Origin of the sequence: Edaphovirga cremea (assembly GCF_003332275.1) — a bacterium.
Lineage (GTDB): Bacteria > Pseudomonadota > Gammaproteobacteria > Enterobacterales > Enterobacteriaceae > Edaphovirga > Edaphovirga cremea.
Window position 1 is genome coordinate 219,768 of the sequence record NZ_QOVA01000003.1, and the last position, 26,844, is coordinate 246,611.

The window sequence follows — 26,844 nt, forward strand, 5'->3', positions numbered from 1 at the left end:
TTACTGAAGGCGGCCTTTTTGTATTTGACGTCTGAAGACGAAAAATTACTATTTCTTGACTTTGGCGCGTTCGAACGACGCAACGATTTCGGCTTTCGCCGCTTCTGCGTTTTCCCAACCTTCCACTTTGACCCATTTACCTTTTTCCAGATCTTTGTAGTGTTCAAAGAAATGGCTGATTTGGGCACGCAGCAGTTCCGGCAGATCGTTCACATCTTTAATGTGATCGTACTCTTTGGACAACTTGGTGTGAGGAACGGCAACCAGCTTGGCATCTTCACCAGCTTCGTCGGTCATTTTCAGAACGCCAACCGGACGGCAGCGAATAACGGAGCCAGCCTGCAGTGGGTATGGGGTTGGAACCAGGACATCAACCGGATCACCGTCAAGTGACAGAGTTTGGTTAATGTAACCGTAGTTGCAAGGGTAGAACATGGCGGTAGACATGAAACGGTCTACAAACAGCTCGCCGGTATCTTTGTCAATTTCGTATTTGATCGGATCAGCGTTGGCAGGGATTTCGATCACTACATAGATATCTTCCGGGAGATCTTTACCCGCTGGTACGTTGTTCAAGCTCATTGTCGTTTCCTTTCATCGAAGCAGGATTACAGTGGCGGGTATTATAGCCAACTCCTACGCGAATTCCTGCCCTTTTAACAAGAAGGGTGGTGCGAGCCACCCTTGATAAAGCAGAATTACTCTTCTGGGTACTGCTCGATAAATCTCTCGGCATCTTCTACCATCGAACGGGTGCCGACGAAGAAAGGTGCACGCTGGTGCAATTTATCAGGGACGATATCAAGAATACGTCTGACACCATCACTGGCTTTACCGCCAGCTTGTTCGCCCAGAAACGCCATTGGATTACATTCATACAGTAAACGCAATTTACCTTGAGGATGGGTTGCGGTACTTGGGTAGATGTAAATCCCGCCTTTCAGCAGGTTGCGGTGGAAATCAGCGACCAGCGATCCAATATAACGTGAGGTATAAGGGCGCATGGTTGCTTCGTCCTGCTCCTGACAATATTTGATGTATTTCTTCACCCCTAAAGGAAACTTGATGTAGTTACCTTCGTTGATGGAATACATATTGCCTTTTTCCGGGTAGCAGACTCTCTCATGGGAGAGGCAGAATACGCCGAGGGAAGGATCGTATGTAAAGGCATGGACACCACAGCCAGTTGTATAGACCAGCATGGTTGACGAGCCATACACGACATATCCAGCGGCAACCTGACGGTTTCCAGGCTGCAGGAAATCTTCTTCCGTGATCGGCTTACCTAATGGGGTGATTCGACGATAAATGGAAAAAATCGTTCCTACAGAAACGTTTACGTCGATATTTGATGAGCCGTCCAATGGATCCATCAACACGACATACTTACCGTTTTCAGCGCGATCGCCATCAAAAATGACGATTTCATCTTCTTCTTCTGACGCAATACCAGCAACTTCACCACGAGCTTTCAGCGCTGCTTTGAGTTTTTCATTGGCATACAAATCGAGTTTCATCTGAACCTCGCCCTGTATGTTTGACGCGCCACTGGCACCCAGAATGTCCACCAGACCGGCTTTATTAATGTCGCGGTGAATAATTTTAGCGCCAAGTTTTATAGCAGAGAGTAAAGCGGTCAACTCGCCTGTCGCATGCGGAAAATCGTGCTGCTTCTCGACAATAAATTCGCCTAACGTTTTCATTGACACAATCCCTGAATCTTAGGATGAAAAGTGGTCGTAACAAACCACCAACATAAGCATTCACAGTTTATCCCAAAGATATGGACAATTCATAGGCAAATCCATTTCTTCTGAGCGATTCGGAGCGGTAGAATAGCGGCTGACTTGACGTAATTGATGGAAAAACTATGCGCATTCATATTCTTGGTATCTGCGGCACCTTCATGGGCGGCCTGGCGATGCTGGCTCGCTCACTGGGGCATGACGTAACCGGCTCAGATAACAACGTTTATCCGCCGATGAGTACTTTGCTGGAGAACCAGGGGATCGATCTTATTCAAGGGTACGATCCTGCACAACTTGAACCGCGCCCTGATCTGGTGATCATCGGTAACGCCATGTCGCGGGGTAATCCGTGCGTTGAAGCGGTTCTCGAACTGGGGATCCCTTACGTCTCAGGCCCGCAGTGGCTACATGACCATGTATTGCACGATCGCTGGGTACTGGCGGTTGCAGGAACGCACGGTAAAACCACAACGGCAGGCATGGCGACGTGGATTCTCGAAGCCTGTGGTTACGCGCCTGGTTTTGTTATTGGCGGTGTTCCTGGGAATTTTGAGGTCTCTGCTCGCCTCGGTAATAGCCCTTTCTTTGTTATTGAAGCGGATGAATATGATTGCGCGTTCTTCGATAAACGCTCGAAATTCGTGCATTACAGCCCGCGGACGTTGATTCTCAATAATCTCGAGTTTGACCATGCCGATATTTTTGACGATCTGAAAGCTATCCAGAAGCAATTTCACCATTTGGTGCGACTGGTGCCTGGCAAAGGCAAAATCATTCTGCCTGACAACGATAATCATCTGAAACAGGTGATGGCGATGGGCTGCTGGAGTGAGCAAGAATTTGTGGGCGACAGCGAGGAAGGATCCTGGCGTGCCAGTAAATTGACGCCAGATGCCAGTTCCTTCGAGGTTTTCCTCAAAGGGGAACGCGTTGGCGAAGTCCACTGGGCACTTGTGGGTGAACATAATATGCACAACGGATTAATGGCGATTGCGGCTACGCGTCACGTCGGTGTGCAACCTGTGGATGCCTGTAAGGCATTGGGCGATTTCATCAATGCCCGCCGCCGTCTGGAATTACGTGGTGAGGCGGGTGGTGTCACTGTTTATGACGATTTTGCCCACCATCCAACCGCTATTCTGGCAACGCTGGCGGCACTGCGCAGCAAGGTAGGGGGAACGGCGCGTATTCTGGCGGTGCTTGAACCCCGCTCCAACACCATGAAAATGGGCATGTGCAAGAATGAGCTGGCACCGTCGTTGGGTCGTGCCGATGAGGTGTTTATTTATCAACCTCATCATATTCCATGGCAGGTGGCTGAAGTGGCGGATGCTTGCGTGCAACCGGCACACTGGAGCGCTGATCTTGAGACGCTGGTGGACATGATCATAAAAACTGCCCTGCCGGGGGATCATATTCTGGTGATGAGCAATGGCGGTTTTGGCGGCATACATGACACGTTACTTACGCGTCTGGCTGAAAAAGCGCAGCGTGACAAGGACTTGTTGGTTTAACAAATAGTGGGTAAGTTGAGGCGGGGAGTCACCCCGCCTAGTTATCGTCTTTTTTATCTGCCGGTGGAATGATGTTTTTTCGGTGTTCCCATGCACCCAACACGGCATTGCGAATACGTACCGCACCTATCAATCCAATCACCACACCAATACCCGGCATCCAACTATTGTGCGTACCTGACATCTTCAGAATGGCAACGATCGCCAGAGCAATGAATACGCAGATAATACTATGAAGAAGTGATTGCCTGATGGGATATCCATCTGAAAGACTGGCCCAAAGTGAGACGAAGAAACAGGAGATGCCGGAGAACAAAGCCACTACGTGGGCGGAGGAAAAATTAAAGACTCCGTACCAGAATTCGACATTTTCTGCGTTCATCACATCGTCACTCCTGTAACGTTCAGGCATTAAAATTGATATCGCGCGAGCAATAAATATAAATAATGTATAGTTTTATTGCATCTCTTCTGGTGGGCAAAAAACGAAGGTTTGGGGGGCAAAACGTGCCCGAGCAGGTCAGCAGGCAAGTGAATTTCCCTATTTATGCCCATTTTAAAACGAGGTCTTATATTCTATTTTTTGATCTCTTCAACCGCAGAGGCTAACAATAATGGGTTCTCTCTTTTGCGGTAATTCCTAATTAGGTCAATATGATGATGTTATTTTTTAATATGACTTAACGTTGAATGGCGATCCAAAAATGGATTATTCTTATAGATGTAAGCTGCAGTTAATTAATGTTAAACATTCAATTAAATGATGGGCGTTGTTTAATGCAATTATTGGGGATACTATAAAATCCCTCTCCGACTGTAGCCTGCTGGGTCGGTGATTAAAATTATAATAATTCGCTAGCTCTCTATGTGCAAGGAAATCAATATGTTTGATTTTTGTAATGGCAATATACTTGAAAAACTTGACCTTAATTTACTTAAGATATTTGAAGTGGTATATCACTATCAAAGTATTACTAAAGCCGCATCACATCTCCATATTAGTGTGCCCGCAGTGAGTCAGGCAATTAAACGCTTGAGGGTAACATTACCAGAACCCCTTTTTCTACGGGAAGGAAAGGGGATGGCACCCACCGAGCATGCAGTGAACCTGCACCATTATATCAATTGTGGACTTGAACATATATTGACTGGGTTTACTTTGGCAATAGATAATGCAGAACGCCCCCGGGATATATTCGTTGCTTGCCAACCCCATATTGGCAGTATTGTCATGCCAAAGATTTTCCACGCCAGGAAATCAAATGAATTATTATGTTTATCCCATATTGATCTCCCGACCAATGAAGGTGCAGCAGAATACCTTCTTCTTAATAATAAAGCAGATCTCGTTATTGACTATCAACCAGTTTATAATAACGCTATCGAATATAAGGCTTTTTGTCGCGAATCTCTCGTTGTCTTATGTCGTAAAAACCATCCGCGGTTGAAAAATAGCATTAGTTTAGAGAGTTATCGGCGCGAAGAACATGCGGTGATAATCAATAGCACATTGAATCGCCTGACTGTCAAAGCGGACATTCATCGAATTGCGCCTGACCGTACCATTTCATTCAGTAGTCATTTTCTTAATAGCCTGATTGCCGTTGTTGAGAGTACCGATATGATTTGCTTATTTCCACGTATACTGGCTCAGCAGATGATTAAAGCGTATGAGGTAAAGATATTACAACATAATCTGACCATCGAACCCCCAACTCTTTACGTCATGTACCATAAGGATATAAAGAATGATCGTGTTTTGACGGACCTTGCCAACGCATTCAAAAATGAAGTTTGAGTTTGGTGACGAATTGGCAGTAATCTCACTTAATTTCAACGTATTATGAACGGATAGAAGATGCTATCGGCGTCGATATAAAATTCGTAAGGATACTTTCAAACAAAGGGGACGTTTGGGAGTCTGTCTGGAAGTCTATAGAGGGAATCGATTTGACGGGAAGAGCTCAATCATGTGGTGCGAAGAGAGGGACTTGAACCCTCACGTCCGTTAAGACACTAACACCTGAAGCTAGCGCGTCTACCAATTCCGCCACCTTCGCACAGACGATTGCTTGTATAGCTTGATTTATATCACCAGTGTGGTGCGAAGGGAGGGACTTGAACCCTCACGTCCGTAAGAACACTAACACCTGAAGCTAGCGCGTCTACCAATTCCGCCACCATCGCATGTCACTGTGTCATATAAATCTGTGGTTGTTATTTTGGTGCGAAGGGAGGGACTTGAACCCTCACGTCCGTAAGGACACTAACACCTGAAGCTAGCGCGTCTACCAATTCCGCCACCATCGCGTACCAGAAACATTACATTTGTAATGCAACCACGGAGGCGAATTCTAGAGATTTTAGCGGAGGCGTCAATAGTTATTTCCCCCGGGACCCACGATTGCTGCAAAAAACGCCATATTATTGACTTATTTGGGAAGGTTCAGCATTGAAGGGGGCAAAAAGCTCTGCAAGCCAGTCAAGCATGACCCGCACGCGAGGTGCCAGAAATCGGCCAGGCGGGTACATGAGGTAAAGTGGCATGGGCGGCGGTGGCGTATCAACCAGAACCTCCACGAGTGAACTTTGTGCCAGCCAGGGATGCAAACTGTGTGTGGCCGCCTGAATCAAGCCGAAGCCGCTGTGCGCGGCGGCAATGTAGGCGTCAGCACCACTGACACGCAGCGGCGCAGCAAGCGTGACTCTCTCGATTTTTCCTTCCACAATAAATTCCAGGGGTTCACAGCGACCTGTGGAGAGTGAAAAATAACCCACCATATGATGGTCATTAAGATCTTTCAGCGATGTTGGGCTGCCTTTGCGCATCAGGTATTCGGCTGAGGCGCAGGTCAGTTGGGGTATCTCGGCAATGCGTCGTGATACCAGATTCTCCTCTTCTGACGGCCAGGCGCGAAGCACGCAGTCGATCCCGTGGTGCAGCAGATCCATTGACGTATCATTGGCACTCAATGCCACTTCGATCTGCGGATAGCGCCGATAGAAATTGGCTAACTCCGGGATAACAATTTCTCGCGCCAGTGAATGAGGCATATCAATACGCACTTTCCCTTTTGGTTGATGACGCTGTTGGGCGAACATTGAATCCGTTTCATCCAGTGCATCAAGCAGTTGCACGCAACGATGATAATAGGCCTCGCCCTCTGCGGTGATCTTGACCTGTCGTGTGGTTCGCAGCAACAGGCGCACGCCAAGCCGCTGTTCCAGACGTTTTACCGTATTGCTTACCGTCGCCCTAGGCAACTGAAGCAGTTCGGCGGCACGGCTAAAACTATTCATATCAACAATCCGCACAAAAACCCGCATCGCCTGGATCTGATCCATTCTGCACATCCTATTGTTAATATTTTTGGAACAGTGTAGGTCCATCATCGTTATTTATCTTTTTCACGTCAACAACGACACTCGTGCGGCATCAATAACCTTTCTGTGAGGACACAACATGCAACAAAGAACATTAGGTAGAAATGGACCGGTCGTATCAGCGCTGGGTCTTGGCTGTATGGGCATGAGTGATTTTTACTCCACGGGCACGGATGCGAATGAATCGATCGCGACACTTCATCGCGCCCTTGAGCTTGGGGTAACAATGCTCGATACCGCTGACATGTACGGTCCTTATACCAATGAGGAATTGGTTGGCAAAGCCATCAAAGGCCAGCGCGATCGGGTTTTCCTGGCGACAAAATTTGGCATAGAACGGGATCCGGCCCAACCGCATAAACGTGGGGTCAATGGGCATCCGGACTATATCCGTCAATCGGTGGAAGGCAGTCTTAAACGGCTCGGGGTGGAGGTGATTGATCTCTATTACCAGCATCGGATTGATCCCACGGTTCCTATTGAAGAATCAGTGGGTGCGCTGGCCGATCTCGTTCAGCAGGGCAAAATCCGCTATATCGGTTTGAGTGAAGCGTCAACATCCACTCTGGAAAGGGCTCATAAAATCCACCCGATCACGGCGTTGCAAACGGAATACTCTTTATGGACCCGAGATGCGGAAAACGAAGTGATGGCAACCTGTGAAAAGCTGGGGATCGGTTTTGTTGCCTATAGCCCGTTGGGGCGAGGTTTTCTGACCGGGGCGCTTCGCGATCCAAATGATTTGGCAGCAGACGATTTCCGTCGTTTTAATCCGCGCTTCATGGGCGAAAATTTTGATCGGAATTTGCAACTGGTTAATAAAGTGACGCAACTGGCAGAGCAGAAAGGGGTTAAACCCGCCCAGTTGGCTCTGGCCTGGGTATTGGCGCGCAGCAACAATATTGTGCCAATCCCTGGGACCAAGCGTCGTCTTTATTTGGAAGAAAATATCGCCGCCCTGGATGTGATTCTGAGCGAAGCTGAGATCGCGGCGATTGAGGCCGTATTCCCGTTCCAGGCCGCAGCAGGGGATCGCTACGGCGAAGATTCGATGCGTACGGTTAACGTTTAGATTTTTTCTTTTTAGGATCGCGTGGTGGACGGCCAAGGATGGCCACATAGACTTTGAAGCGACCGGTTTGCGCCAGAACCTCATGGCTGCCAAAGGTGGCATCCAGCAGATCGGCATAAGGCAGGAAGGCGTTGGCAACAATGCGCAACTGACCGCCAATTTGCAGATGGGTTGCGGCTCCCCGAATCAAGGTTTCGGCGGCATGTAAACTGGTTTGCAACCCTTCATGGAACGGAGGATTAGAGACAATGATGTCAAAACGGCCAGTGATATCGGAATAGACATTACTGGCAATCACTTCACCTTCCAGCTCGTTGGCGGCAAGCGTAGCGCGGCTGGCTTCCAATGCTGCAGCATTGACATCGCTCAGGGTGAGTTTGAGTTTTGGCGAACGTTTAGCCAAGACCGAAGCCAATACCCCGGCACCGCAACCGACGTCCAGCATTTTCCCCTTCATTTCCTGATGGAACGTCGACAGCAGCAGATTACTGCCTGCATCAAGGGCATCGCGGCTGAACACGCCGGGCAGGGTTTTGACCGTTACGTCATTGACCTGATAATCCTGCCACCAGGTTGCGACATCAAATTCAGGCTGCTTTTCCAAACGTCCGTGATAAAGGCCACAGCGCCGCGCGCTGTCAATCTTGCTGACGGGGCAGATCTCTTCGAGAATTGTCTCGGCACTGCGCACACCTGCACGGTTTTCACCAATCACAAACACATCAACACCCACCGGCAAAAGTGAAAGCAGATTGGAAAGTTGGAATTGTGCTTCTTGTTTACTCTTCGGCCAGTAATAGATCAGGACATCGCAGTCAGCAATAAAGTCAGCGTCGGTAACCAGACCGAACTGCACATTTTCCCCGAGCGCGCGGCTGAGCATCTGCCAGTGGTGATATTGAGTAGTGTGGACACGCACTTCAGCCGCCTCCAACTGGGCGGGAAGGCTATCTTGTAAGTCACCGGCAAACAGTACGCGGCGCTCGGTAAATTCATCACTGTGGCGCAGTATAACTTCACTGGCTGGGGTTAATGCTGACATCAGGCTGTGGCTCCTTTGGAATATGACCGGGGATTATAGAGGTTTGTTGGCGCATGTTCGATGGGTTTGCTAGCATAGCGCTGCATAACAGGTTCCCCCTCACAGGAAAAGGCATGGCAACAAGACGCGACTGGCTGTTACAACAACTGGGTATTACGCAGTGGACCCTGCGCCGCCCGGCGGTGTTACAGGGTGAAGTTGCCGTGAGTCTCCCTGCCGATGTGCGTTTACTTATCATCGCTGAGCTCCCTCCCGCAGACGACGAACCTTTTTTGCGCGATGTTTTACGCAGCCTCGGGCTGATGCCGCATCAGATTTATGCATTGACGCCGGATCAGGTCACGATGTTGCCTGTTGAGACGCAGTGCGACAGTTGGCGATTGGGGATCACTGAACCGCTTGCGGTCAGCGGAACCCAATTATACAGCCCGGCTTTTACCGAGCTTACTCAAGATGCCGACGCCAAACGCGCGCTCTGGCAGCAGATCTGTGAAAATGAACAACATTTCTTCCCTGACGCCAGCCGATCTGGCTCGCGCCTTTCAGATTGAAAAAGCCAGCCACGCCTTTCCCTGGACCGAAAAAACCTTTGATAGCAATCAGGGCGAGCGTTATCTCAACCTGAAACTGACCGTCGATGGGGTCGTTGCCGGATTTGCTATCACCCAAGTGGTGCTCGATGAAGCCACCCTGTTCAATATTGCCATTGATCCCCAATTTCAGCGTCAGGGCCTGGGCCGGATGCTGTTGGAAGCGCTCATTGAACAGCTTGAAGAGAAAGAGGTGGTCACGCTGTGGCTTGAGGTTCGGGCATCGAATCATCGGGCTATCGCCCTGTATGAAAGCCTGGGTTTTAATGAAGTCTCTATCCGCCGCAACTATTATCCTGCCGCCCAGGGGCGTGAAGACGCCATCATTATGGCGCTGCCGTTGGGATGATGGTTTGTCGAGATGATTATTTGGGCAGCACTCTCAGCCGACTTTAAAATTGGCTGAATGCGTACTTTCAAAGACAGCCGGAAAAAGCATTGATTGTCTAAGCAGGATAAATCAGGGAAAATACTCGGCTATAACTTTTTATTACCCGCTTTGCCTGACGCCGTTGCTGGCGTAACGTAATTTTTTGCAGGGCGGACTAACCGCAGAAACGTGAAAAACATGTCTCCAAGTGATTACGCCCGCGAAGTGGCTAAACGCCGTACCTTCGCAATAATTTCGCATCCCGATGCGGGTAAAACCACCATCACCGAAAAAGTTCTCTTATTCGGACACGCCATTCAGACGGCCGGTACGGTAAAAGGCCGTGGCTCAAGCCATCATGCCAAATCTGACTGGATGGAAATGGAAAAACAACGTGGTATTTCCATCACTACGTCAGTGATGCAATTCCCTTATCAGGACTGCCTGGTCAATCTACTTGATACCCCAGGGCACGAAGACTTTTCTGAAGATACGTACCGTACCCTGACTGCGGTTGACTGCTGTCTGATGGTCATCGATGCCGCGAAAGGCGTAGAAGATCGTACCCGCAAATTGATGGAAGTTACCCGTTTGCGTGATACCCCGATTCTGACATTTATGAACAAATTGGACCGCGATATCCGCGATCCAATGGAAGTCATGGATGAAGTCGAGCGTGAACTGCAAATCGCTTGTTCGCCCATCACCTGGCCGATTGGTTGCGGTAAATTGTTCAAAGGGGTTTATCACCTCTATAAAGATGAAACGTATCTCTATCAGACCGGTAAAGGCCACACGATTCAGGAAGTCCGTATCATCAAGGGCTTGCATAACCCGGATCTGGATCTGGCTGTCGGCGAAGATCTCGCCAAACAACTGCGTGAAGAGTTGGAGCTGGTGCAAGGCGCTTCGCACGAGTTTGAACAGGACGCTTTCCTGCAAGGTGAGTTAACGCCAGTATTCTTCGGTACCGCACTGGGTAACTTTGGCGTGGATCACATGCTTGATGGTCTGGTCTCATGGGCCCCCGCTCCGATGCCACGTAAAACCGATGTGCGTGAAGTACGGGCAGAAGAAGAGAAATTTACCGGCTTTGTCTTTAAGATCCAGGCCAATATGGATCCGAAACACCGCGACCGCGTTGCCTTTATGCGTGTAGTTTCAGGGCGTTATGAGAAAGGCATGAAGCTGCGGCAGGTACGGATCGGCAAAGATGTGGTGATCTCTGATGCACTGACCTTTATGGCTGGCGATCGCTCACATGTAGAAGAAGCCTATCCCGGCGATATTCTGGGTTTGCATAACCACGGGACGATCCAGATTGGTGATACCTTCACCCAAGGTGAAGACATGAAATTCACCGGTATTCCCAACTTTGCCCCAGAATTGTTCCGCCGTATTCGTCTTCGCGATCCGCTTAAGCAAAAGCAACTACTCAAAGGTTTGGTGCAACTCTCCGAAGAGGGTGCCGTTCAGGTATTCCGCCCCATCACCAACAACGATCTGATCGTTGGTGCCGTCGGTGTACTGCAGTTTGATGTCGTAGTCTCTCGCTTGAAGAGTGAATATAACGTCGAAGCCATCTACGAATCCGTCAACGTATCAACCGCCCGCTGGGTGGAATGTAACGACGTCAAAAAACTCGAAGAATTCAAACGTAAATGCGAACTGAATCTGGCGCTGGATGGCGGTGATAACCTCACCTATATCGCCCCCACCATGGTGAATCTGAATTTGACCCAGGAGCGGTATCCTGACGTCGCTTTCCGCAAGACCCGCGAACACTAAACCCAGGCTACTTAGCTTGGAATATTGAGATTGGGCAGTGCTCGACATCCTCATGGACTGAATGTCCACTGCGGTGTCTGTGCGCTGTCCGCACTCAATCTTCCGGCGCACGCTACGCCTGGGGCTACTTAGCCTGGAATATTGCGATCGGGCAGTGTTCGACATCCTCATGGACTGAATACTTCCCAGTAACTCTCTGAACCGCTTTCCTTGCACGAGGGGGCGGTTTGTTTTTACTGGCTGAATTGTACGTTATGTAGTCTAATTCTTAAGAATCCTCTGTATATCTGCCTTATCGACCCCCTTTTTACGTGATCTACCTACCGTTTTTGCCACCCTCGACTATATTTATCATTCAAGAGCCGCTGCTGAGGTTGAAACGACCAACCAAATGCAACTCCTCAGTGTGTTATTCGGTAGTGTTGCCAGTTGTAGAGGATTTATCCTATTTGTTATTGATGCGCTATGTAATTTGTCTGAGAACACAATCAGACATCGTCGTCATAAAGAGACAGTTACGCGCTGAGTTGTTAATAAATGGTTGATCATATGCTGCTTCAATGGGCGTTTTAAAACTGGCATGCGGTTTAAGACGTGAAAGCGTGACAAAAAATTGTTTAGTTGTCGTGAAGTATATTAATGGTCATCACGCTGGTGGCTGAGAGGGTCCGCATTTTTTGGGCTCACACAACAGAAAGAAAGGAAGATATCGATGAAAAAGACCAAATTAACCTACTCGTTGATGGCGATTTTTTTAAGCTCGGCACTGGTGGGCACAAGCGCACTGGCTGAAACCTTGACCAGCAAAACCGAAAACGCGGCGGATACTGCTGGTGCGAAAATCGATAGCTCAATCAAAAAAGCTGACAGCTATATGGACGACAGCGCTATCACTGCGAAAGTGAAAAGTGCATTGGTTGATGCCGATTCAATTAAAAGCAGCGACATCTCAGTGAAAACTGAAGGTGGTGTGGTTTCGCTGACAGGTTTTGTTTCCAGCCAGTCTGAAGCTGAAACGGCCGTAGCGCTTGCCACCAAGGTTGAAGGCGTCAAGTCGGTTAGCGACAAACTGCATGTGAAAGATCAGAAATCCCAATCTGCAAAAGCCTACGCCGGTGACACCACGACCACGGCTGAATTAAAAGCGAAACTGCTTGCCGATGACATTGTACCTTCACGTTCAGTGACGGTTGAGACTACAGATGGCGTTGTCCAGCTTTCCGGTAGTGTAGAAAACAAGGCGCAGTCCGAACGTGCTGAGAGTATTGCCAAGGCTATTGATGGTGTGAAAAGCGTCAAAAATGATCTGAGCATCAAACCGTAATACTCCCCACTCGGGTTACCTGGCATCGGCCTCGTAACCCGATTATTGACTATATAACAAGATTAAAGATGTCTTTCGGCAGAAAAATGAGTCATCTGCCAGCAGGGTCTTAATTAAGAGCTATCTTTTTAAGACGGGACTGCTTTCTCAAACACAGTTTGAGGCATCTCGAATTTCAATAGGGTAAGGAGAGGCTTATGTTTCGTTGGGGCATTATATTTTTAGTTATCGCTCTGATCGCTGCTGCATTGGGTTTTGGTGGTCTGGCAGGTACGGCAGCATGGGCGGCTAAAGTTGTATTCGTAGTTGGTATTATTCTGTTCCTGGTGAGCTTGTTCGCCGGTCGCAGACGTCCTTAGCGAACTGTATCCATCGAAACTCTTATTCCTTTCTCGCCGCAGGGGTAAATCATGAACAGCGACATCGTTGCAGGCAAATGGAAACAATGGAAAAGCCAGATGTGGTTGATGTGGGCAGACATGTTTGACAGTGACTGCGCATGGCTTGCAGGGAGCAATGATTTACTCTCCGGCGTTTTACAAGAAGATTACGGAAGAGAGAAAGACAGGGTATCCTCTGGATTCACGTCTATACACTGAGGATACAGGGTGGGATACAGAATACCTATTACGCTTGGTAATATTGAGCCATTAGCGTATAAGCCCTACCGGCCCGGTAAGATAGCGCTGGTATGTGAAGGGGGCGGGCAGCGAGGAATTTTTACAGCCGGTGTGCTGGATGAATTCCAACGTGCCCGCTTTAATCCTTTTGATCTGTTCATCGGTACGTCTGCTGGTGCACAAAACCTTTCAGCTTTTGTCTGCGGACAGCCAGGGTATGCGCGTCGCGTTATCACCCGCTACACCACCCATGCCAACTTCTTCAATCCTCTACGGTTTGTCCGTGGCGGGCATTTGATCGATCTCGATTGGTTGATTGGTGTGACGTCCCAGCAAATGCCACTGGCGATGGATACTGCTGAAAAAAACCTGATCGATGGCCGTGAGTTCCTGATGTGCGCCTGTCGCAGTGATGATTACACCCCCAACTATTTCTCCCCGAACAGGGACAACTGGTTAACGCTAATCAAAGCCTCAAGCGCAATCCCGGGATTTTATCGACAGGGTGTGGATCTTGAAGGGATCAGCTACCAGGATGGCGGCATCAGCGATGCGATTCCGGTGGAAGAGGCTTATCGGCGCGGTGCTGACACCATTATCGTTATCCGTACCGTTCCCTCGCAGATGTTCTATACCCCGCAATGGATGAAGCGGATGGAACAGTGGTTGAGTGAAAGTAGCCTGCAGCAGTTGGTGACGATGATGCAACATCATGAGCGCAGCTATCATCGTATTCAGCAATTTATAGAAAACCCGCCAGGCGACTTACGCATATTTGAAATCTATCCGCCGAGACCGCTGACCAGCCATGCCCTCGGCAGTCGCTTGCCTGCGCTGAATCAGGACTACCATCTCGGTCGGCGTTGTGGCCGCTATTTTCTGGCTACGGTCGCGCACTGGTTGTTATCTGATGGTAAACAGAACGTGCAGTCGTTGTCGCGTCGGATTATCCAACCCCAATCTGCCGTCTTGCCGGAGATTGAGGTTGCAGACTTGCTGGTCGCGCAGAACACATCGCCCATCATTACAGACTTCACGATGCCTGCGTCAGTCAGTACCGCTCATGGCAAACTGATGGGCGAGCCTGCCAATACGCCTTTGCAGGACGATCCCATCCTCAAGAGTGGTGACGTGGTATGACGCGCCCTTATTTTATCGATACCCATTGCCACTTTGATTTTCCCCCCTTCAGCGATGACGAGCAGGAGAGTCTGGCTTCCGCCGCGATTCAGGGGGTTCGACAGATCATTGTTCCTGCGGTGGCAGCACAGTACTTCAACAGAATCACCGCCTTGTCGCAGACTTATCCCGCCTTGTTCGCGGCTCTGGGGCTGCACCCGTTGTATATTGCCCAACATCAGGAACAGGATCTGGAGATGTTGCAGCGTTTTTTGCTGGATCCTCAACTCAAGCCGGTGGCGGTGGGGGAGATAGGGCTGGATCTGTACATGGATGAGCCGCATTACGAGCGCCAGCAGCATCTGTTACGAGCACAACTTGATCTGGCCAAACGCGCAGATCTGCCCGTTATTTTACATTCGCGGCGCACACATGATCCTCTTGCCGCGATATTGCGTAAAGTAAAGTTGCCTACGACCGGCGTAGTTCATGGTTTTGCCGGGAGTCTGTCACAGGCGCAGGCGTTCATTCAGTTGGGTTATTACATTGGCGTGGGGGGAACCATCACTTATGAACGTGCACAGAAGACCCGGCGTGTGATGGCGCAACTGCCTTTGACCTCTTTGCTACTGGAAACTGATGCGCCAGACATGCCGCTTGCGGGCTATCAGGGGCAACCAAATCGCCCAGAGCGCGCGGCCGATGTCTTTGCGACATTGTGTGAATTACGTAGCGAGCCTCCGCAAGAAATCGCCAATGCGCTCTATGAAAATACCTTGAGCCTGTTCAATCTGCCGCCTCTTCAGTAATACTTTTCCTCAGGTACTTTCCTGCAACAGCTATCAAGTATCCGCACATTTTATAATGTTATTTAAATAACATTATAAAATGATTATAACGCATTCACAGGGAGATTTTCAGTAATGGCGGGAATAATCTATCTATTATAATGTTATTATTATAACATGCACACAGAGTTAAGGTTCCTTTACAGTAAGGAAGCTGCTCGTTCATTCCAGGTCGTCATTCCTGGTGTAAACTTTAAGACAGTGCCATTTGCTGAGCATTTGAGAATTATTTGTGATTAATATCACAAATAATTTGAACGCGTTACAATTGATTTTCAAATAGTGTGAGACTGAACACATATAGATCGACGGTAACCTGTTCAAATAGTCACAATGAGGTCGGCATCTTTTGCCGAACTACGTGCGGTGAGAAGGATCTCAACGGCCATCTGGAGAGCGAATTCCTTCTGGCGCAATCTTCAAGGAACCAAGTCCGCTCGCCAACGTACTGAATGTTGCACCCCGATCCCTACCGTGTCGCATTCATGACTGTATGCTCAGTTCTGGCAAGTCATCAGAATTGATAATAGTTGGAGAGTTTTATGACCGATTTAACCGCAGCAGCGCAACGTGCATTGAGTTTGATGGATTTAACGACGTTAAATGATGATGACACCGATGCAAAAGTGATCGCGCTCTGTCATCAGGCAAAAAGTCCAGCAGGCCACACCGCCGCTATCTGTATTTATCCGCGTTTTATCCCTATCGCCCGTAAAACTCTGCGCGAGCAGGGAACGCCGGATATCCGCATTGCCACCGTGACCAACTTTCCGCATGGCAATGACGACATCGACATTGCGCTGGCCGAAACCCGCGCAGCCATTGCCTACGGCGCTGATGAAGTCGACGTGGTATTCCCATACCGCGCACTGATGGCCGGAAACGAGCAAATTGGTTTTGATCTGGTTTCACGCTGCAAGCAAGCCTGTGCCGAGGCCGGTATTCTGCTGAAAGTGATCATTGAAACCGGCGAGTTGAAGCAAGCCGATCTGATTCGTAAAGCATCTGAAATCTCCATTAAAGCGGGTGCAGATTTCATCAAAACCTCCACGGGTAAAGTTCCGGTTAACGCCACGCTGGAAAGCGCAGAGTTAATGATCTCTGTGATTCATGACATGGGCGTAGGCGAAAAAGTCGGTTTCAAACCCGCGGGTGGTGTTCGTACCGCTGAAGACGCAGCACAATTCCTGCAACTTGCCGACCGTATCATGGGCGAGGGTTGGGCCGATGCCCGTCACTTCCGTTTTGGTGCCTCCAGCCTGTTGGCGAGCCTGCTGAATACGCTCGGACACAAAACTGAAAAATCCGGTAGCGGTTACTGATATCACTCGGCGATCGGGCAGATTCGTCTGACCGATCGCGTTGTATCCTACATTTAGTCAAGCAGGGGGATATACCTTGTTCCTGGCACAAGAAATAATCCGTAAAAAACGCGATGGACATCCGATAAGCGAAGAAGAAATTCGATTCTTTATCAATGGCATTCGTGACAATCAAGTTTCAGAAGGTCAGATCGCTGCACTGGCGATGACCATCTATTTCCACGATATGACCATGCCGGAGCGTGTAGCGCTCACTATGGCGATGCGTGATTCAGGTACGGTACTGGACTGGAAATCATTGAACCTCAATGGCCCAATTGTCGATAAGCATTCGACTGGCGGCGTGGGTGACGTGACGTCATTGATGTTGGGGCCAATGGTCGCTGCATGCGGTGGATACGTACCGATGATTTCTGGCCGTGGTCTGGGTCACACTGGCGGTACGCTCGATAAACTGGAAGCCATTCCGGGGTTTGATATTTTCCCTGATGATGAGGCATTCCGTAAGATTATTAAAGAAGTGGGTGTGGCTATTATCGGCCAGACCAGCTCTCTTGCCCCGGCAGACAAACGTTTTTACGCCACGCGCGATATCACGGCGACAGTCGACTCCATTGCGTTGATCACTGCATCCATTCTGGCCAAGAAATTGGCTGAAGGATTGGATGCGCTGGTGATGGACGTGAAAGTCGGTTCGGGGGCTTTTATGCCGACTTACCAACTTTCAGAAGATCTGGCGCAGGCGATTGTTGGCGTGGCGAATGGCGCGGGCTGTAAAACCACGGCGTTGCTCACCGACATGAATCAGGTGCTGGCATCCAGTGCCGGGAATGCGGTTGAAGTGCGTGAGGCGGTACGCTTCCTGACCGGTGAATACCGTAATCCGCGCCTGTTTGAAGTGACGATGGCGCTGTGCGTGGAGATGCTGCTGTCCGGCAAACTGGCGGATAACGACGCCGATGCCCGCCGCAAGCTGCAGGCTGTACTGGACAACGGTAAAGCCGCAGAAATTTTTGGTCGTATGGTTGCCGCGCAGCGCGGGCCAAATGACTTTATGGAGAACTATGACCGTTATCTGCCATCGGCGACGCTGACAAAACCTGTCTATGCCGAGCAGAAGGGGTTTGTCAGCGCCATGGATACCCGTGAGTTGGGTATGGTGGTGGTGGCGATGGGGGGCGGACGCCGCCGTGCCAGTGATTCCATAGATTACAGCGTAGGTCTTACCCAGGTAGCGCGTCTCGGCGATAAAGTCGATACCCAGCAGCCACTGGCGATGATTCATGCCAACAGTGAAGAGAGCTGGCAACAGGCTGCTGATGCAGTCCGTGCCGCAATCGTGCTGAGTGATGCGATACCTGAAGCAACGCCGGTGGTCTACCGCCGCGTGAGCGAATAACCGTCATAATGCAGCGAAAGCGAATCAGGGGCGGCAGGGTATGATTGCCGTTCCCAACGCGTGAAAACACGTAGGAGAGCAAGATGAAACGTACATTTATTATGGTGTTGGACTCTTTTGGGATTGGCGCAAGCGAAGATGCCGAGCGCTTTGGTGACAAAGGTTCTGACACGCTGGGCCATATTGCCGAACAATGCGCGAAAGGTAATGCGAACATTGGACGTGAAGGCCCGCTGCATCTGCCGAACCTGAGTCGTCTTGGTCTGGGTAAAGCTGCAGAAGAATCGACCGGTAAGTTCCCTGAAGGTCTGGATAAAAATGCCGACATTATCGGTGCCTATGCTTATGCCAGTGAATTGTCCTCGGGTAAAGATACTCCTTCCGGCCACTGGGAAATTGCGGGCGTCCCCGTTCTGTTCGACTGGGGCTACTTCAGCGATGAACACAACAGCTTCCCGCAGGAGTTGCTGGATAAATTGGTGAAGCGCGCCAATTTGCCTGGCTATCTCGGTAACTGCCACTCCTCGGGTACGGTTATTCTCGATCAACTGGGCGAAGAGCATATGAAAACCGGCAAGCCGATTTTCTATACCTCTGCCGACTCCGTGTTCCAAATCGCCTGTCATGAAGAGACTTTCGGCCTCGATCGTCTGTATGAACTGTGCGAAATCGCCCGGGAAGAGTTGACGGAAGGGGGCTATAACATTGGCCGCGTCATCGCTCGTCCGTTCCTGGGCAACAAGCCAGGGGAATTCGAGCGTACCGGTAACCGCCACGATCTCGCCGTTGAACCACCGGCGCCCACCGTACTGAAAAAACTGGTGAAAGAGAAGGGCGGGGAAGTGGTTTCCGTAGGTAAAATCGCCGATATCTATGCGCACGTTGGTATTACGCAGAAAGTGAAAGCCACGGGACTGGATGCCTTGTTTGATGCAACCATTCAGGAAATGAAGAAAGCCGGTGACAAAACCATCGTGTTCGCTAACTTTGTTGATTTTGACTCTTCCTACGGTCACCGTCGTGACGTGGCCGGTTATGCTGCCGCGCTGGAGTTATTCGATCGCCGCTTGCCGGAGTTGATGGCGCTGGTCGGTGAAGATGATATTCTGATCCTGACCGCTGACCATGGTTGCGACCCGACCTGGCCCGGCACCGATCACACCCGTGAGCACATTCCGGTACTGATCTATGGCCCGAAAGTAAAACCGGGTTCACGGGGTCACCGTGATACCTTTGCCGATATCGGGCAGACCGTTGCCAGCTACTTTGATCTGTCCCCGATGGATTACGGTAAATCCATGCTGTAAATATTTTGCCAGCGCTGGTCAGCTTACGGCTGGCGCTGGGTTCTGATTCTTGTGATTAATACAGATAACCAATAAGGAACCGATTATGGCTACGCCACATATCAATGCGGAGATGGGTGATTTTGCTGACGTGGTATTGATGCCGGGCGACCCGCTGCGTGCCAAATTCATTGCAGAAACATTTTTGCAGGATGTCCGTGAAGTCAATAACGTGCGCGGTATGCTGGGTTTTACTGGAACCTATAAAGGCCGTAAGATCTCTGTGATGGGCCACGGCATGGGTATTCCTTCCTGCTCGATCTATACCAAAGAATTGATTACCGAATTCGGCGTGAAAAAAATCATCCGCGTCGGTTCATGTGGTGCAGTGCGCAGTGATGTAAAGTTGCGTGATGTTGTTATCGGTATGGGCGCGTGCACCGACTCTAAAGTCAACCGTATGCGCTTCAAGGACCATGATTACGCGGCTATCGCTGATTTTGATATGGTGCGCAATGCCGTTGATGCGGCAAAAGCCAAAGGCATTCCGGCGCGCGTCGGTAACCTGTTCTCCGCAGACCTGTTCTATACGCCCGATCCGCAAATGTTCGACGTAATGGAAAAATACGGCATTCTGGGTGTGGAAATGGAAGCTGCCGGTATTTATGGCGTTGCGGCAGAGTTCGGTGCCAAAGCCCTGACAATCTGTACCGTTTCTGACCATATCCGTACCCATGAGCAGACCACGGCAGAAGAGCGCCAAAATACGTTTAACGAAATGATTGAGATCGCACTGGAATCCGTTCTGTTGGGCGACCAGGAATAATCTTTTCTGTGAAAAAGAACGGGCGTGCCGTTAAAAATTTATAACGATGCGCCCGTTTTTCTTTTATGTTCCCCGCGCGGAGCCGTTCTTTTACGCTTTATCCTTCCCCGTCTCATTTTCTTGCGGTTTATCTTCCCCACTCTCCTCATTGTCGCTATCTTCTTCCTTGAGCGGAGTACTGGCCGTCAGCAGGAAGGGAGATTGTTGCCAGCGACTGCGGCGATGCTGTAATAATGTGCGGGCGAGAATGATACCGATAGCCAGTGCCAGCAGAATCATCAGGCGCAACAGATTGGTGGTGTTATCCACCTGCTTGGCTTCTGTACCCAGCACGTGCGTGTCCAGGGTGATACGTAAAAAACCACTCGGACCCTCTTTATCTTCAATGGGTTGCACGATCTGGTGATTGAAATAGCTGCCTGCCCGCTTACCGTCCAGCGCCAACCGATCGCGTATAGCCACATTTTCACCGGCGTGCGCCACCAGTGACCCATCCAACTGGTAAACACTGGCATCGAGAATGCGGCTGTGTTCGGTAAGATGGCCGAGGATCTCGCTGATTTTTTCGCTGTCGATGTTTTCTTCATCACTGTTCATCAAAGGAACCAGCGAGAAAGAGACCTGACGCGCGAGCGTCTGCGCCAATTCTTCTACCTGTTCTGAACGGGCGAGTTGATGGCTGAGGCTGAAATAGGACGCTCCCTGCATTAATACAACTAATAATGCCAGACAAATCAGGGCAATAGCTGTCCTATGCAATCGGAATTTTGTTTTTGCCCGTGCCATGCCGCATCCTTAGGAATTTTGATGACTTTATGTTGCCAGAAGCAATAGCGATAGGATAGCTTGATGCGGCGTTTTATGATGGCGAATCTGCACCACAACAGGAGCTAATAATGTCTAAGAGTCTGACCTATTGCGATCTTCCCGCGGAGATCTATCAATGGCCGGGTCTTCCCCTTTCGCTGAGTGGCGATGAAGTTATGCCACTGGATTATTGGGCTGGTCATACCGGTTGGCTATTGTATGGCAGAACGCTCGATAAAGAATGTATTACCCGTTTTCAACTCCGGTTGGGCACTGCGTTGGTGATCGTCAGCGCCTGGTGCGTTGAGGACTATCAGGTTGTTCGTTTGGCGGGCTCGCTCAACGATCATATCATTGCGCTGGCGAATGAATACAGTCTGGACGTTGCCCCGCTCGGTAAAGTTCCGCATATGCGCACACCGGGTCTGCTGGTGATGGATATGGACTCTACTGCCATCCAGATCGAATGCATTGATGAAATTGCCAAGCTGGCGGGTGTAGGCGAGCAAGTGGCGGAAGTCACGGAAAGGGCGATGCGCGGTGAACTCGATTTCGCTGCCAGCCTGCGCCAACGCGTCGGGACACTGAAAGGGGCCGATGCCGCGATTTTACAGCAGGTACGCGATGGTTTACCGCTCATGCCAGGCTTGACGACGCTGGTGAGTAAATTACAAGAACTCGATTGGCACGTTGCCATTGCCTCCGGCGGATTCACCTATTATGCCGAATACTTGCGTGACAAATTAAATCTGGTTGCCGTGGCAGCCAATGAACTGGGAATTGTTGATGGCAAACTGACGGGTGAAGTCATTGGCCCGATTGTCGATGCCCAATACAAAGCCGATACGCTGCTGCAACTCGCCCAGCAACTGGATATTCCTATTGAGCAGACGGTAGCGATAGGTGACGGAGCCAACGATCTGAAAATGATGGCTGTTGCCGGGCTGGGTCTGGCTTTCCACGCGAAGCCAAAAGTTTACGAGCAGGCGAAAGTGAGTATCCGGCATGCTGATTTGGTTGGGGTCTTGTGCATCCTCAGCGGCAGCCTTCGCGATTAGACGGCATAATACTTACAGGCGCGGCACCCTGCTTGCCATTTCAGGTGCGGGCAGTGCTCGCATTCCTCATGGACATCAAGTCCATTCCGGATGCTGCGCGCTGGCCGCCCCTGAACTGGCTGCGCCTGGTTTGCGCGTTTTGGCTGTGGGTTTTTTAAATAATCCCACTAGTCATCTGTTCTCACATTTTAGGGGGAGCGCAGGGATGAGGTTCCCGGAGGGATGCCTCGCCCGGCGGTAGACCCGTGTATCTCGGACTGGCACTAATCGTTTTGTCGTGAAGCAGATATGCAAGTTCCCGGAGGGATGCCTCGCCCGGCGGTAGACCCGTGTATCTCGGGTTATCACTAATTGTGTTGTCGTGAAGCAGACATGCAAGTTCCCGGAGGGACGCCTCGCCCGGCGGTAGACCCGTGTATCTCGGACTGGCACTAATCGTTTTGTCGTGAAGCAGATATGCAAGTTCCCGGAGGGACGCTTCGCCGGCGGTAGACCCGTGTATCTCGGGTTATCACCGATCAATATTGACCTGTCTTTGCTTTGTCCTTCCCTGTCTGTAGAATTCATTCTGTCTGGGCGATTCCCGCCCCTCGTATTGAGGTAAGTTGTGGCAAAAGCAGCAAAGCGCGCGTTTGTGTGTAATGAATGTGGGGCCGATTATCCACGCTGGCAGGGGCAGTGCACCGCCTGCAATGCCTGGAATACCATTACTGAAGTGCGTTTGGCCGCCGCATCCTCTTCGTCTGCTCGTACTGAGCGTTTCAGCGGGTACGCCGGTGATGCGGGCGTCAGTCGGGTGCAGAAACTTTCTGACATCAGTCTGGATGAGTTACCGCGTTTCTCCACCGGATTTAAAGAATTTGACCGCGTACTGGGCGGCGGCGTTGTGCCTGGCAGTGCGATCCTGATCGGTGGCAGCCCCGGTGCCGGTAAAAGTACGCTGTTGTTGCAGGTCTTGTGCAAACTCTCTGCACAGATGAAAACCCTGTATGTCACCGGGGAAGAATCGCTGCAACAGGTGGCGATGCGTGCTCATCGACTCGGGCTACCAACGCCCAACCTCAATATGCTGTCGGAAACCAGCATTGAGCAGATCTGCCTGATTGCCGAGCAGGAACAACCCAAACTGATGGTCATCGACTCCATTCAGGTCATGCATATGGCGGATGTCCAATCCTCGCCCGGCAGCGTGGCGCAGGTCCGTGAAACAGCAGCCTACCTGACGCGCTTTGCCAAAACACGCGGCGTGGCCATTATCATGGTGGGTCACGTCACCAAAGATGGATCACTGGCAGGACCGAAGGTGCTTGAGCACTGTATCGACTGTTCGGTGCTGTTGGATGGTGATGCAGACTCCCGTTTCCGCACGCTGCGCAGCCATAAGAACCGCTTCGGTGCGGTGAATGAGCTGGGAGTTTTCGCCATGACTGAACAGGGATTGCGTGAAATCAGTAATCCTTCCGCTATTTTCCTGAGCCGTGGTGATGAAGTGATGTCCGGCAGTTCGGTGATGGTGGTCTGGGAAGGTACGCGTCCGCTGCTGGTCGAGATCCAGGCACTGGTGGATCACTCAATGATGGCGAATCCGCGTCGGGTGACCGTTGGTCTGGAACAGAACAGGCTGGCGCTGTTGCTGGCGGTATTGCATCGTCACGGCGGTTTGCAGATGTCCGATCAGGACGTCTTTGTGAATGTTGTTGGGGGTGTCAAAGTCACCGAGACCAGCGCCGATTTGGCGCTGCTGTTGGCGTTGGTGTCCAGTTTGCGCGATCGCCCGCTACCGCAGGATCTGGTGGTCTTTGGTGAAGTCGGGCTTTCAGGCGAAATTCGTCCGGTGCCAAGCGGTCAGGAACGTATTTCGGAAGCCAGCAAGCACGGCTTTAAACGCGCCATTGTCCCTCATGCCAATGTGCCTAAAAAAATGCCGACCAATATGCAGGTTTTTGGGGTGAAGAAATTGGCCGATGCATTGGCAGTCCTCGAAGATCTATGAGTTCAGCTTGTCACTACAACTTTAACCTGTGATAATTTGTTTAGTAAATTAAACAAGAGGCTTGGCGATGTCGCAGTTCGATTACTTGAAAACAGCCATCAAGCAACAAGGATATACCCTGCAGCAGGTCGCTGATGCCAGTGGGATGACGAAAGGCTATCTTAGCCAATTGCTTAATGCGAAAATTAAAAGTCCAAGCGCACAGAAACTGGAAGCACTGCACCGGTATCTGGAGTTGGAGTTTCCGCGTAGAGTCAAAAAGATCGGGGTGGTGTTTGGTAAATTTTACCCTCTGCACACCGGCCATATTTATCTGATACAGCGGGCATGCAGTCAGGTCGATGAACTGCATATCATTATGGGCTATGACGAGTCCCGCGATCGCCAATTGTTCGAGAGTAGCTCAATGTCGCAGCAGCCAACGATCAGCGATCGTTTACGTTGGCTACTACAGACCTTCAAATATCAGAAAAACATCCGGATTCACGCCTTCAACGAAGAAGGGATGGAGCCTTATCCGCACGGTTGGGATGTCTGGGGGCGCGGTATCAAAGCCTTCATGGACGAGAAAGGCATTACGCCGAACACCATCTATACCAGCGAAGAACAGGATGCGCCAAAATACCGTGAGAATCTGGGTATTGAGACGGTACTTATCGATCCCAAACGATCTTTCATGAACATCAGTGGTGGGCAAATCCGTCAGGATCCTTTCCGCTACTGGGAATATATTCCTACCGAAGTGAAGCCCTTCTTTGTACGTACCGTGGCGGTGTTGGGTGGAGAATCCAGCGGTAAATCCACCCTGGTCAATAAACTGGCCAACATCTTCAATACATCGAGTGCCTGGGAATATGGCCGCGATTACGTTTTCTCGCATCTTGGTGGGGATGAAATGGCGCTGCAGTATTCCGACTACGACAAAATCGCCTTGGGGCAAGCAAAGTATGTTGATTTTGCCGTGAAATATGCCAATAAAGTGACCTTTATCGACACCGACTTTGTTACCACCCAGGCTTTCTGTAAAAAATACGAAGGGCGGGAGCATCCCTTTGTTCAGGCACTGATTGATGAATATCGCTTCGATCTGGTGATCCTGCTGGAAAATAACACGCCTTGGGTAGCCGATGGTCTGCGTAGTCTCGGCAGTTCAGTGGATCGTTCAGAGTTTCAGGATCTGCTGGTACAAATGCTCAATGAAAACAACATCAAGTTTGTGCACGTCGAGTCATCTGATTACGATCAGCGCTTCTTGCGTTGTGTGGAGTTGGTGCAGGAAATGCTAGGGGAATCCAGGCCGGTAACGCCTTAGAACCTATCCCATTAGGGCTATTTTATTGGCCATTTTGAACCTGGGCAGTGCTCAGACTCCTCACGTACTGCGTGTACGCTCCGGGTCTTGCGCGCTGTCCGTGTTCAAACTGTCTGCAACAATAACGCCTACTGGGATTGGCTATTAGTACGTCCAGTAAACAGGCGGGATCTCTCCCGCCTTTGTTTTATAAATACAGTTTTATAAATACAGTTTTATAAATACGTTCTTATCAGAACGCAATAACCACTTTACCGCGCATGTGACCTTCGAGAACTTTATCGTGGGCAGCCTGAATATTTTCTACAGTTAGTCCGTTCAAGGTCTCACTTAACGTTGTCGTTAATTTACCCTCATCCACAAGGACCGCTACCTGACGCAATATTTCACCTTGCTGGGCAATATCTGGCGTGGTGAACATACTGCGGGTAAACATCAATTCCCAATGCAGGGCCGCACTTTTCAATTTCAACTGGCTTTGATCCAGTGGGCTTGAGTTTTCGACGATGGTGCAGATATGGCCGAGAGGGGCAATGACGTCGCTGATCGCTTTCCAGTGGCCATCGGTGTCATTCAGGCAAAGAATATAATCGACCTGCTCAATCCCTTCTTTCGCCAACTCAGCTTTCAGATCGTGGTAGTCGACCGTGAGATCGGCACCGCGATCGAGACACCATTGCACAGAATCCGGACGTGATGCGGTCGCAATAACTTTCACCTTGCTACGCAGTGCAGCAAAGGGCACCGCCAGTGAGCCAACGCCACCCGCACCGCCAATAATCAGCAGCGTCTTGCTTTCATCGGCTTCCTGAATCTTGAGGTGCTCAAACAGTGCTTCCCACGCGGTGAGGGCAGTCAGGGGCATGGCGGCTGATTCTGCCCAGTTCAAGCGGGTTGGCTTGCGTGCGGTGATGCGGGAGTCGATAAGCTGGAACGTGGCGTTACTGCCCGGACGGGTAATGTCCCCCGCATACCAGACTTCGTCACCCTCTTTAAAATTGCTGACGGCAGACCCCACTTTGCGCACCACACCACTGGCATCCCAACCCAGGATACGCGGTTGTTGCAGACCATTCTTTTTCAAACCCTGATGAACTTTGGTATCAACCGGATTGATTGATACTGCTTTTACCTCTACCAGCAAGTCGTACTGACCCGGTTCTGGTTTCTCATGTTGGATTTCAACAAAGGTATCCGGGTTTTCCGGCGTTACAGCAATGGCACGTACAGACATAATTGATCTCCTTTGGGTTATAGCTACAGTCTAGACCTCCTGGCCTCCTCCGCATACCTTGATGAATTCCCACCACTGATAGAACCACAGCAATTGCATCATCCCGTATTTGACAACTATATGCGTGGGCTGGCTGATAAATAAAAAGGGCCTGATGGACAGGCCCTTGGAGCTAAAAAGCGAATGAT

General features: G+C 50.3%; 25 protein-coding genes and 3 tRNA genes. 18 read left to right on the forward strand and 10 right to left on the reverse strand.

All coding sequences use genetic code 11. The features are described 5' to 3' along the window. Window positions 1-48 precede the first annotated feature (48 nt). Together ppa and fbp are read right to left on the reverse strand one after the other, a co-directional pair. Window positions 49-582: an inorganic diphosphatase gene (gene ppa / locus DRI82_RS06155; RefSeq protein WP_114192624.1), complete on the reverse strand. Its 534-nt coding sequence runs from the start codon at window positions 580-582 to the stop codon at window positions 49-51. Window positions 583-698: 116 nt separating this feature from the next. Continuing rightward, complete coding sequence (gene fbp / locus DRI82_RS06160; protein ID WP_114192625.1) at window positions 699-1,703, reverse strand: class 1 fructose-bisphosphatase; 1,005 nt, start codon at window positions 1,701-1,703, stop codon at window positions 699-701. Between the two features lie 167 nt (window positions 1,704-1,870). Here fbp and mpl point away from each other — a divergent pair, with 167 nt between their 5' ends. Beyond that, complete coding sequence (gene mpl / locus DRI82_RS06165; RefSeq protein ID WP_114192626.1) at window positions 1,871-3,262, forward strand: UDP-N-acetylmuramate:L-alanyl-gamma-D-glutamyl-meso-diaminopimelate ligase; 1,392 nt, start codon at window positions 1,871-1,873, stop codon at window positions 3,260-3,262. Window positions 3,263-3,299: 37 nt separating this feature from the next. Here the strand turns inward: mpl and DRI82_RS06170 are convergent, their stop codons facing one another. After that, window positions 3,300-3,644, reverse strand: a complete 345-nt coding sequence (locus tag DRI82_RS06170) for a phage holin family protein (protein ID WP_245956792.1) — start codon at window positions 3,642-3,644, stop codon at window positions 3,300-3,302. Between the two features lie 501 nt (window positions 3,645-4,145). Here DRI82_RS06170 and DRI82_RS06175 point away from each other — a divergent pair. After that, window positions 4,146-5,060: a LysR family transcriptional regulator gene (locus DRI82_RS06175; protein WP_170138677.1), complete on the forward strand. Its 915-nt coding sequence runs from the start codon at window positions 4,146-4,148 to the stop codon at window positions 5,058-5,060. A gap of 175 nt (window positions 5,061-5,235) precedes the next feature. Here the strand turns inward: DRI82_RS06175 and DRI82_RS06180 are convergent. The 4 genes from DRI82_RS06180 to DRI82_RS06195 all read right to left on the reverse strand — a co-directional run bounded on the left by DRI82_RS06180 (window position 5,236) and on the right by DRI82_RS06195 (window position 6,607). After that, window positions 5,236-5,322 (reverse strand) — tRNA-Leu (locus DRI82_RS06180). Window positions 5,323-5,362: 40 nt separating this feature from the next. Next, window positions 5,363-5,449, reverse strand: a tRNA-Leu gene (locus DRI82_RS06185). A gap of 36 nt (window positions 5,450-5,485) precedes the next feature. After that, window positions 5,486-5,572: transfer RNA gene (locus tag DRI82_RS06190), tRNA-Leu, on the reverse strand. A gap of 114 nt (window positions 5,573-5,686) precedes the next feature. Beyond that, complete coding sequence (locus tag DRI82_RS06195) at window positions 5,687-6,607, reverse strand: LysR family transcriptional regulator (protein WP_114192629.1); 921 nt, start codon at window positions 6,605-6,607, stop codon at window positions 5,687-5,689. A gap of 118 nt (window positions 6,608-6,725) precedes the next feature. On the opposite strand from DRI82_RS06195, the gene DRI82_RS06200 reads away from it, so the two are divergent. After that, a complete protein-coding gene (locus DRI82_RS06200; protein WP_114192630.1) occupies window positions 6,726-7,718 on the forward strand; it encodes an aldo/keto reductase in 993 nt (330 codons plus the stop codon). Here the strand turns inward: DRI82_RS06200 and rsmC are convergent. Then, a complete protein-coding gene (gene rsmC / locus DRI82_RS06205; RefSeq protein ID WP_114192631.1) occupies window positions 7,708-8,760 on the reverse strand; it encodes a 16S rRNA (guanine(1207)-N(2))-methyltransferase RsmC in 1,053 nt (350 codons plus the stop codon). The genes DRI82_RS06200 and rsmC overlap by 11 nt on opposite strands. Before the next feature lie 113 nt (window positions 8,761-8,873). Between rsmC and DRI82_RS06210 the strand changes: the two genes are divergently transcribed. The 12 genes from DRI82_RS06210 to deoD all read left to right on the forward strand — a co-directional run bounded on the left by DRI82_RS06210 (window position 8,874) and on the right by deoD (window position 20,252). Next, window positions 8,874-9,311, forward strand: coding sequence for a DNA polymerase III subunit psi (locus DRI82_RS06210; RefSeq protein ID WP_114192632.1), 438 nt, complete (start codon window positions 8,874-8,876; stop codon window positions 9,309-9,311). Next, on the forward strand, window positions 9,256-9,699 hold the full coding sequence (gene rimI / locus DRI82_RS06215) for a ribosomal protein S18-alanine N-acetyltransferase (RefSeq protein ID WP_114192633.1): 444 nt from the start codon (window positions 9,256-9,258) through the stop codon (window positions 9,697-9,699). The genes DRI82_RS06210 and rimI overlap by 56 nt, the downstream gene beginning before the upstream one ends. Before the next feature lie 219 nt (window positions 9,700-9,918). Further along, a complete protein-coding gene (prfC, locus tag DRI82_RS06220; RefSeq protein ID WP_114192634.1) occupies window positions 9,919-11,508 on the forward strand; it encodes a peptide chain release factor 3 in 1,590 nt (529 codons plus the stop codon). A 712-nt stretch (window positions 11,509-12,220) separates the two neighbouring features. Continuing rightward, window positions 12,221-12,832: a molecular chaperone OsmY gene (gene osmY / locus DRI82_RS06225; RefSeq protein ID WP_114192635.1), complete on the forward strand. Its 612-nt coding sequence runs from the start codon at window positions 12,221-12,223 to the stop codon at window positions 12,830-12,832. 197 nt (window positions 12,833-13,029) lie between these two features. Continuing rightward, window positions 13,030-13,191 carry a DUF1328 domain-containing protein gene (locus DRI82_RS06230; RefSeq protein ID WP_114192636.1) on the forward strand — a complete coding sequence of 54 codons (162 nt, stop codon included), beginning with the start codon at window positions 13,030-13,032 and terminating at the stop codon, window positions 13,189-13,191. 51 nt (window positions 13,192-13,242) lie between these two features. After that, entirely contained in the window at window positions 13,243-13,431 is a 189-nt protein-coding gene (locus DRI82_RS06235) for a CsbD family protein (RefSeq protein WP_114192637.1), read from the forward strand. Window positions 13,432-13,440: 9 nt separating this feature from the next. Further along, window positions 13,441-14,592, forward strand: a complete 1,152-nt coding sequence (locus tag DRI82_RS06240; protein ID WP_114192638.1) for a patatin-like phospholipase family protein — start codon at window positions 13,441-13,443, stop codon at window positions 14,590-14,592. Beyond that, window positions 14,589-15,380: a TatD family hydrolase gene (locus DRI82_RS06245; RefSeq protein ID WP_114192639.1), complete on the forward strand. Its 792-nt coding sequence runs from the start codon at window positions 14,589-14,591 to the stop codon at window positions 15,378-15,380. The genes DRI82_RS06240 and DRI82_RS06245 overlap by 4 nt, the downstream gene beginning before the upstream one ends. A 581-nt stretch (window positions 15,381-15,961) precedes the next feature. Beyond that, window positions 15,962-16,741 (forward strand): deoxyribose-phosphate aldolase, encoded by a 780-nt coding sequence (gene deoC / locus DRI82_RS06250; protein WP_114192640.1) that lies wholly within the window; start codon window positions 15,962-15,964, stop codon window positions 16,739-16,741. 76 nt (window positions 16,742-16,817) lie between these two features. Continuing rightward, complete coding sequence (gene deoA / locus DRI82_RS06255) at window positions 16,818-18,140, forward strand: thymidine phosphorylase (protein ID WP_114192641.1); 1,323 nt, start codon at window positions 16,818-16,820, stop codon at window positions 18,138-18,140. Window positions 18,141-18,223: 83 nt separating this feature from the next. Beyond that, the gene (deoB, locus tag DRI82_RS06260) at window positions 18,224-19,447 is read left to right on the forward strand and encodes a phosphopentomutase (RefSeq protein WP_114192642.1); all 1,224 of its coding nucleotides are present in this window, start codon (window positions 18,224-18,226) and stop codon (window positions 19,445-19,447) included. A gap of 85 nt (window positions 19,448-19,532) precedes the next feature. Next, window positions 19,533-20,252 carry a purine-nucleoside phosphorylase gene (deoD, locus tag DRI82_RS06265; protein WP_114192643.1) on the forward strand — a complete coding sequence of 240 codons (720 nt, stop codon included), beginning with the start codon at window positions 19,533-19,535 and terminating at the stop codon, window positions 20,250-20,252. A 90-nt stretch (window positions 20,253-20,342) separates the two neighbouring features. Here deoD and DRI82_RS06270 read toward each other — a convergent pair whose 3' ends face one another. After that, on the reverse strand, window positions 20,343-21,038 hold the full coding sequence (locus tag DRI82_RS06270; RefSeq protein ID WP_114192644.1) for a YtjB family periplasmic protein: 696 nt from the start codon (window positions 21,036-21,038) through the stop codon (window positions 20,343-20,345). Window positions 21,039-21,148: 110 nt separating this feature from the next. Here DRI82_RS06270 and serB point away from each other — a divergent pair, with 110 nt between their 5' ends. The 3 genes from serB (at window position 21,149) to nadR (ending at window position 25,422) form a co-directional block, all read left to right on the forward strand. After that, on the forward strand, window positions 21,149-22,117 hold the full coding sequence (gene serB / locus DRI82_RS06275) for a phosphoserine phosphatase (protein WP_114192645.1): 969 nt from the start codon (window positions 21,149-21,151) through the stop codon (window positions 22,115-22,117). A gap of 607 nt (window positions 22,118-22,724) precedes the next feature. Beyond that, window positions 22,725-24,110, forward strand: a complete 1,386-nt coding sequence (radA, locus tag DRI82_RS06285) for a DNA repair protein RadA (RefSeq protein ID WP_114192646.1) — start codon at window positions 22,725-22,727, stop codon at window positions 24,108-24,110. Window positions 24,111-24,177: 67 nt separating this feature from the next. Then, entirely contained in the window at window positions 24,178-25,422 is a 1,245-nt protein-coding gene (gene nadR / locus DRI82_RS06290; protein WP_114192647.1) for a multifunctional transcriptional regulator/nicotinamide-nucleotide adenylyltransferase/ribosylnicotinamide kinase NadR, read from the forward strand. Window positions 25,423-25,654: 232 nt separating this feature from the next. On the opposite strand, the gene DRI82_RS06295 is transcribed toward nadR, so the two are convergent. Continuing rightward, window positions 25,655-26,656: a zinc-binding alcohol dehydrogenase family protein gene (locus DRI82_RS06295; RefSeq protein WP_114192648.1), complete on the reverse strand. Its 1,002-nt coding sequence runs from the start codon at window positions 26,654-26,656 to the stop codon at window positions 25,655-25,657. Between the last annotated feature and the right edge of the window lie 188 nt (window positions 26,657-26,844).

Coding starts and splice junctions, on each gene's coding strand:
- DRI82_RS06235 (WP_114192637.1), top strand. CDS start 13,243: ATGAACAGCGACATCGTTGCAGGCAAATGGAAACAATGGAAAAGCCAG.
- mpl (WP_114192626.1), top strand. CDS start 1,871: ATGCGCATTCATATTCTTGGTATCTGCGGCACCTTCATGGGCGGCCTG.
- DRI82_RS06170 (WP_245956792.1), bottom strand. CDS start 3,644: ATGAACGCAGAAAATGTCGAATTCTGGTACGGAGTCTTTAATTTTTCC.
- fbp (WP_114192625.1), bottom strand. CDS start 1,703: ATGAAAACGTTAGGCGAATTTATTGTCGAGAAGCAGCACGATTTTCCG.
- deoD (WP_114192643.1), top strand. CDS start 19,533: ATGGCTACGCCACATATCAATGCGGAGATGGGTGATTTTGCTGACGTG.
- deoC (WP_114192640.1), top strand. CDS start 15,962: ATGACCGATTTAACCGCAGCAGCGCAACGTGCATTGAGTTTGATGGAT.
- DRI82_RS06270 (WP_114192644.1), bottom strand. CDS start 21,038: ATGGCACGGGCAAAAACAAAATTCCGATTGCATAGGACAGCTATTGCC.
- prfC (WP_114192634.1), top strand. CDS start 9,919: ATGTCTCCAAGTGATTACGCCCGCGAAGTGGCTAAACGCCGTACCTTC.
- rimI (WP_114192633.1), top strand. CDS start 9,256: ATGAACAACATTTCTTCCCTGACGCCAGCCGATCTGGCTCGCGCCTTT.
- deoB (WP_114192642.1), top strand. CDS start 18,224: ATGAAACGTACATTTATTATGGTGTTGGACTCTTTTGGGATTGGCGCA.
- nadR (WP_114192647.1), top strand. CDS start 24,178: ATGTCGCAGTTCGATTACTTGAAAACAGCCATCAAGCAACAAGGATAT.
- DRI82_RS06245 (WP_114192639.1), top strand. CDS start 14,589: ATGACGCGCCCTTATTTTATCGATACCCATTGCCACTTTGATTTTCCC.
- rsmC (WP_114192631.1), bottom strand. CDS start 8,760: ATGTCAGCATTAACCCCAGCCAGTGAAGTTATACTGCGCCACAGTGAT.
- DRI82_RS06195 (WP_114192629.1), bottom strand. CDS start 6,607: ATGGATCAGATCCAGGCGATGCGGGTTTTTGTGCGGATTGTTGATATG.
- DRI82_RS06210 (WP_114192632.1), top strand. CDS start 8,874: ATGGCAACAAGACGCGACTGGCTGTTACAACAACTGGGTATTACGCAG.
- DRI82_RS06295 (WP_114192648.1), bottom strand. CDS start 26,656: ATGTCTGTACGTGCCATTGCTGTAACGCCGGAAAACCCGGATACCTTT.
- serB (WP_114192645.1), top strand. CDS start 21,149: ATGTCTAAGAGTCTGACCTATTGCGATCTTCCCGCGGAGATCTATCAA.
- osmY (WP_114192635.1), top strand. CDS start 12,221: ATGAAAAAGACCAAATTAACCTACTCGTTGATGGCGATTTTTTTAAGC.
- DRI82_RS06175 (WP_170138677.1), top strand. CDS start 4,146: ATGTTTGATTTTTGTAATGGCAATATACTTGAAAAACTTGACCTTAAT.
- ppa (WP_114192624.1), bottom strand. CDS start 582: ATGAGCTTGAACAACGTACCAGCGGGTAAAGATCTCCCGGAAGATATC.
- DRI82_RS06230 (WP_114192636.1), top strand. CDS start 13,030: ATGTTTCGTTGGGGCATTATATTTTTAGTTATCGCTCTGATCGCTGCT.
- DRI82_RS06200 (WP_114192630.1), top strand. CDS start 6,726: ATGCAACAAAGAACATTAGGTAGAAATGGACCGGTCGTATCAGCGCTG.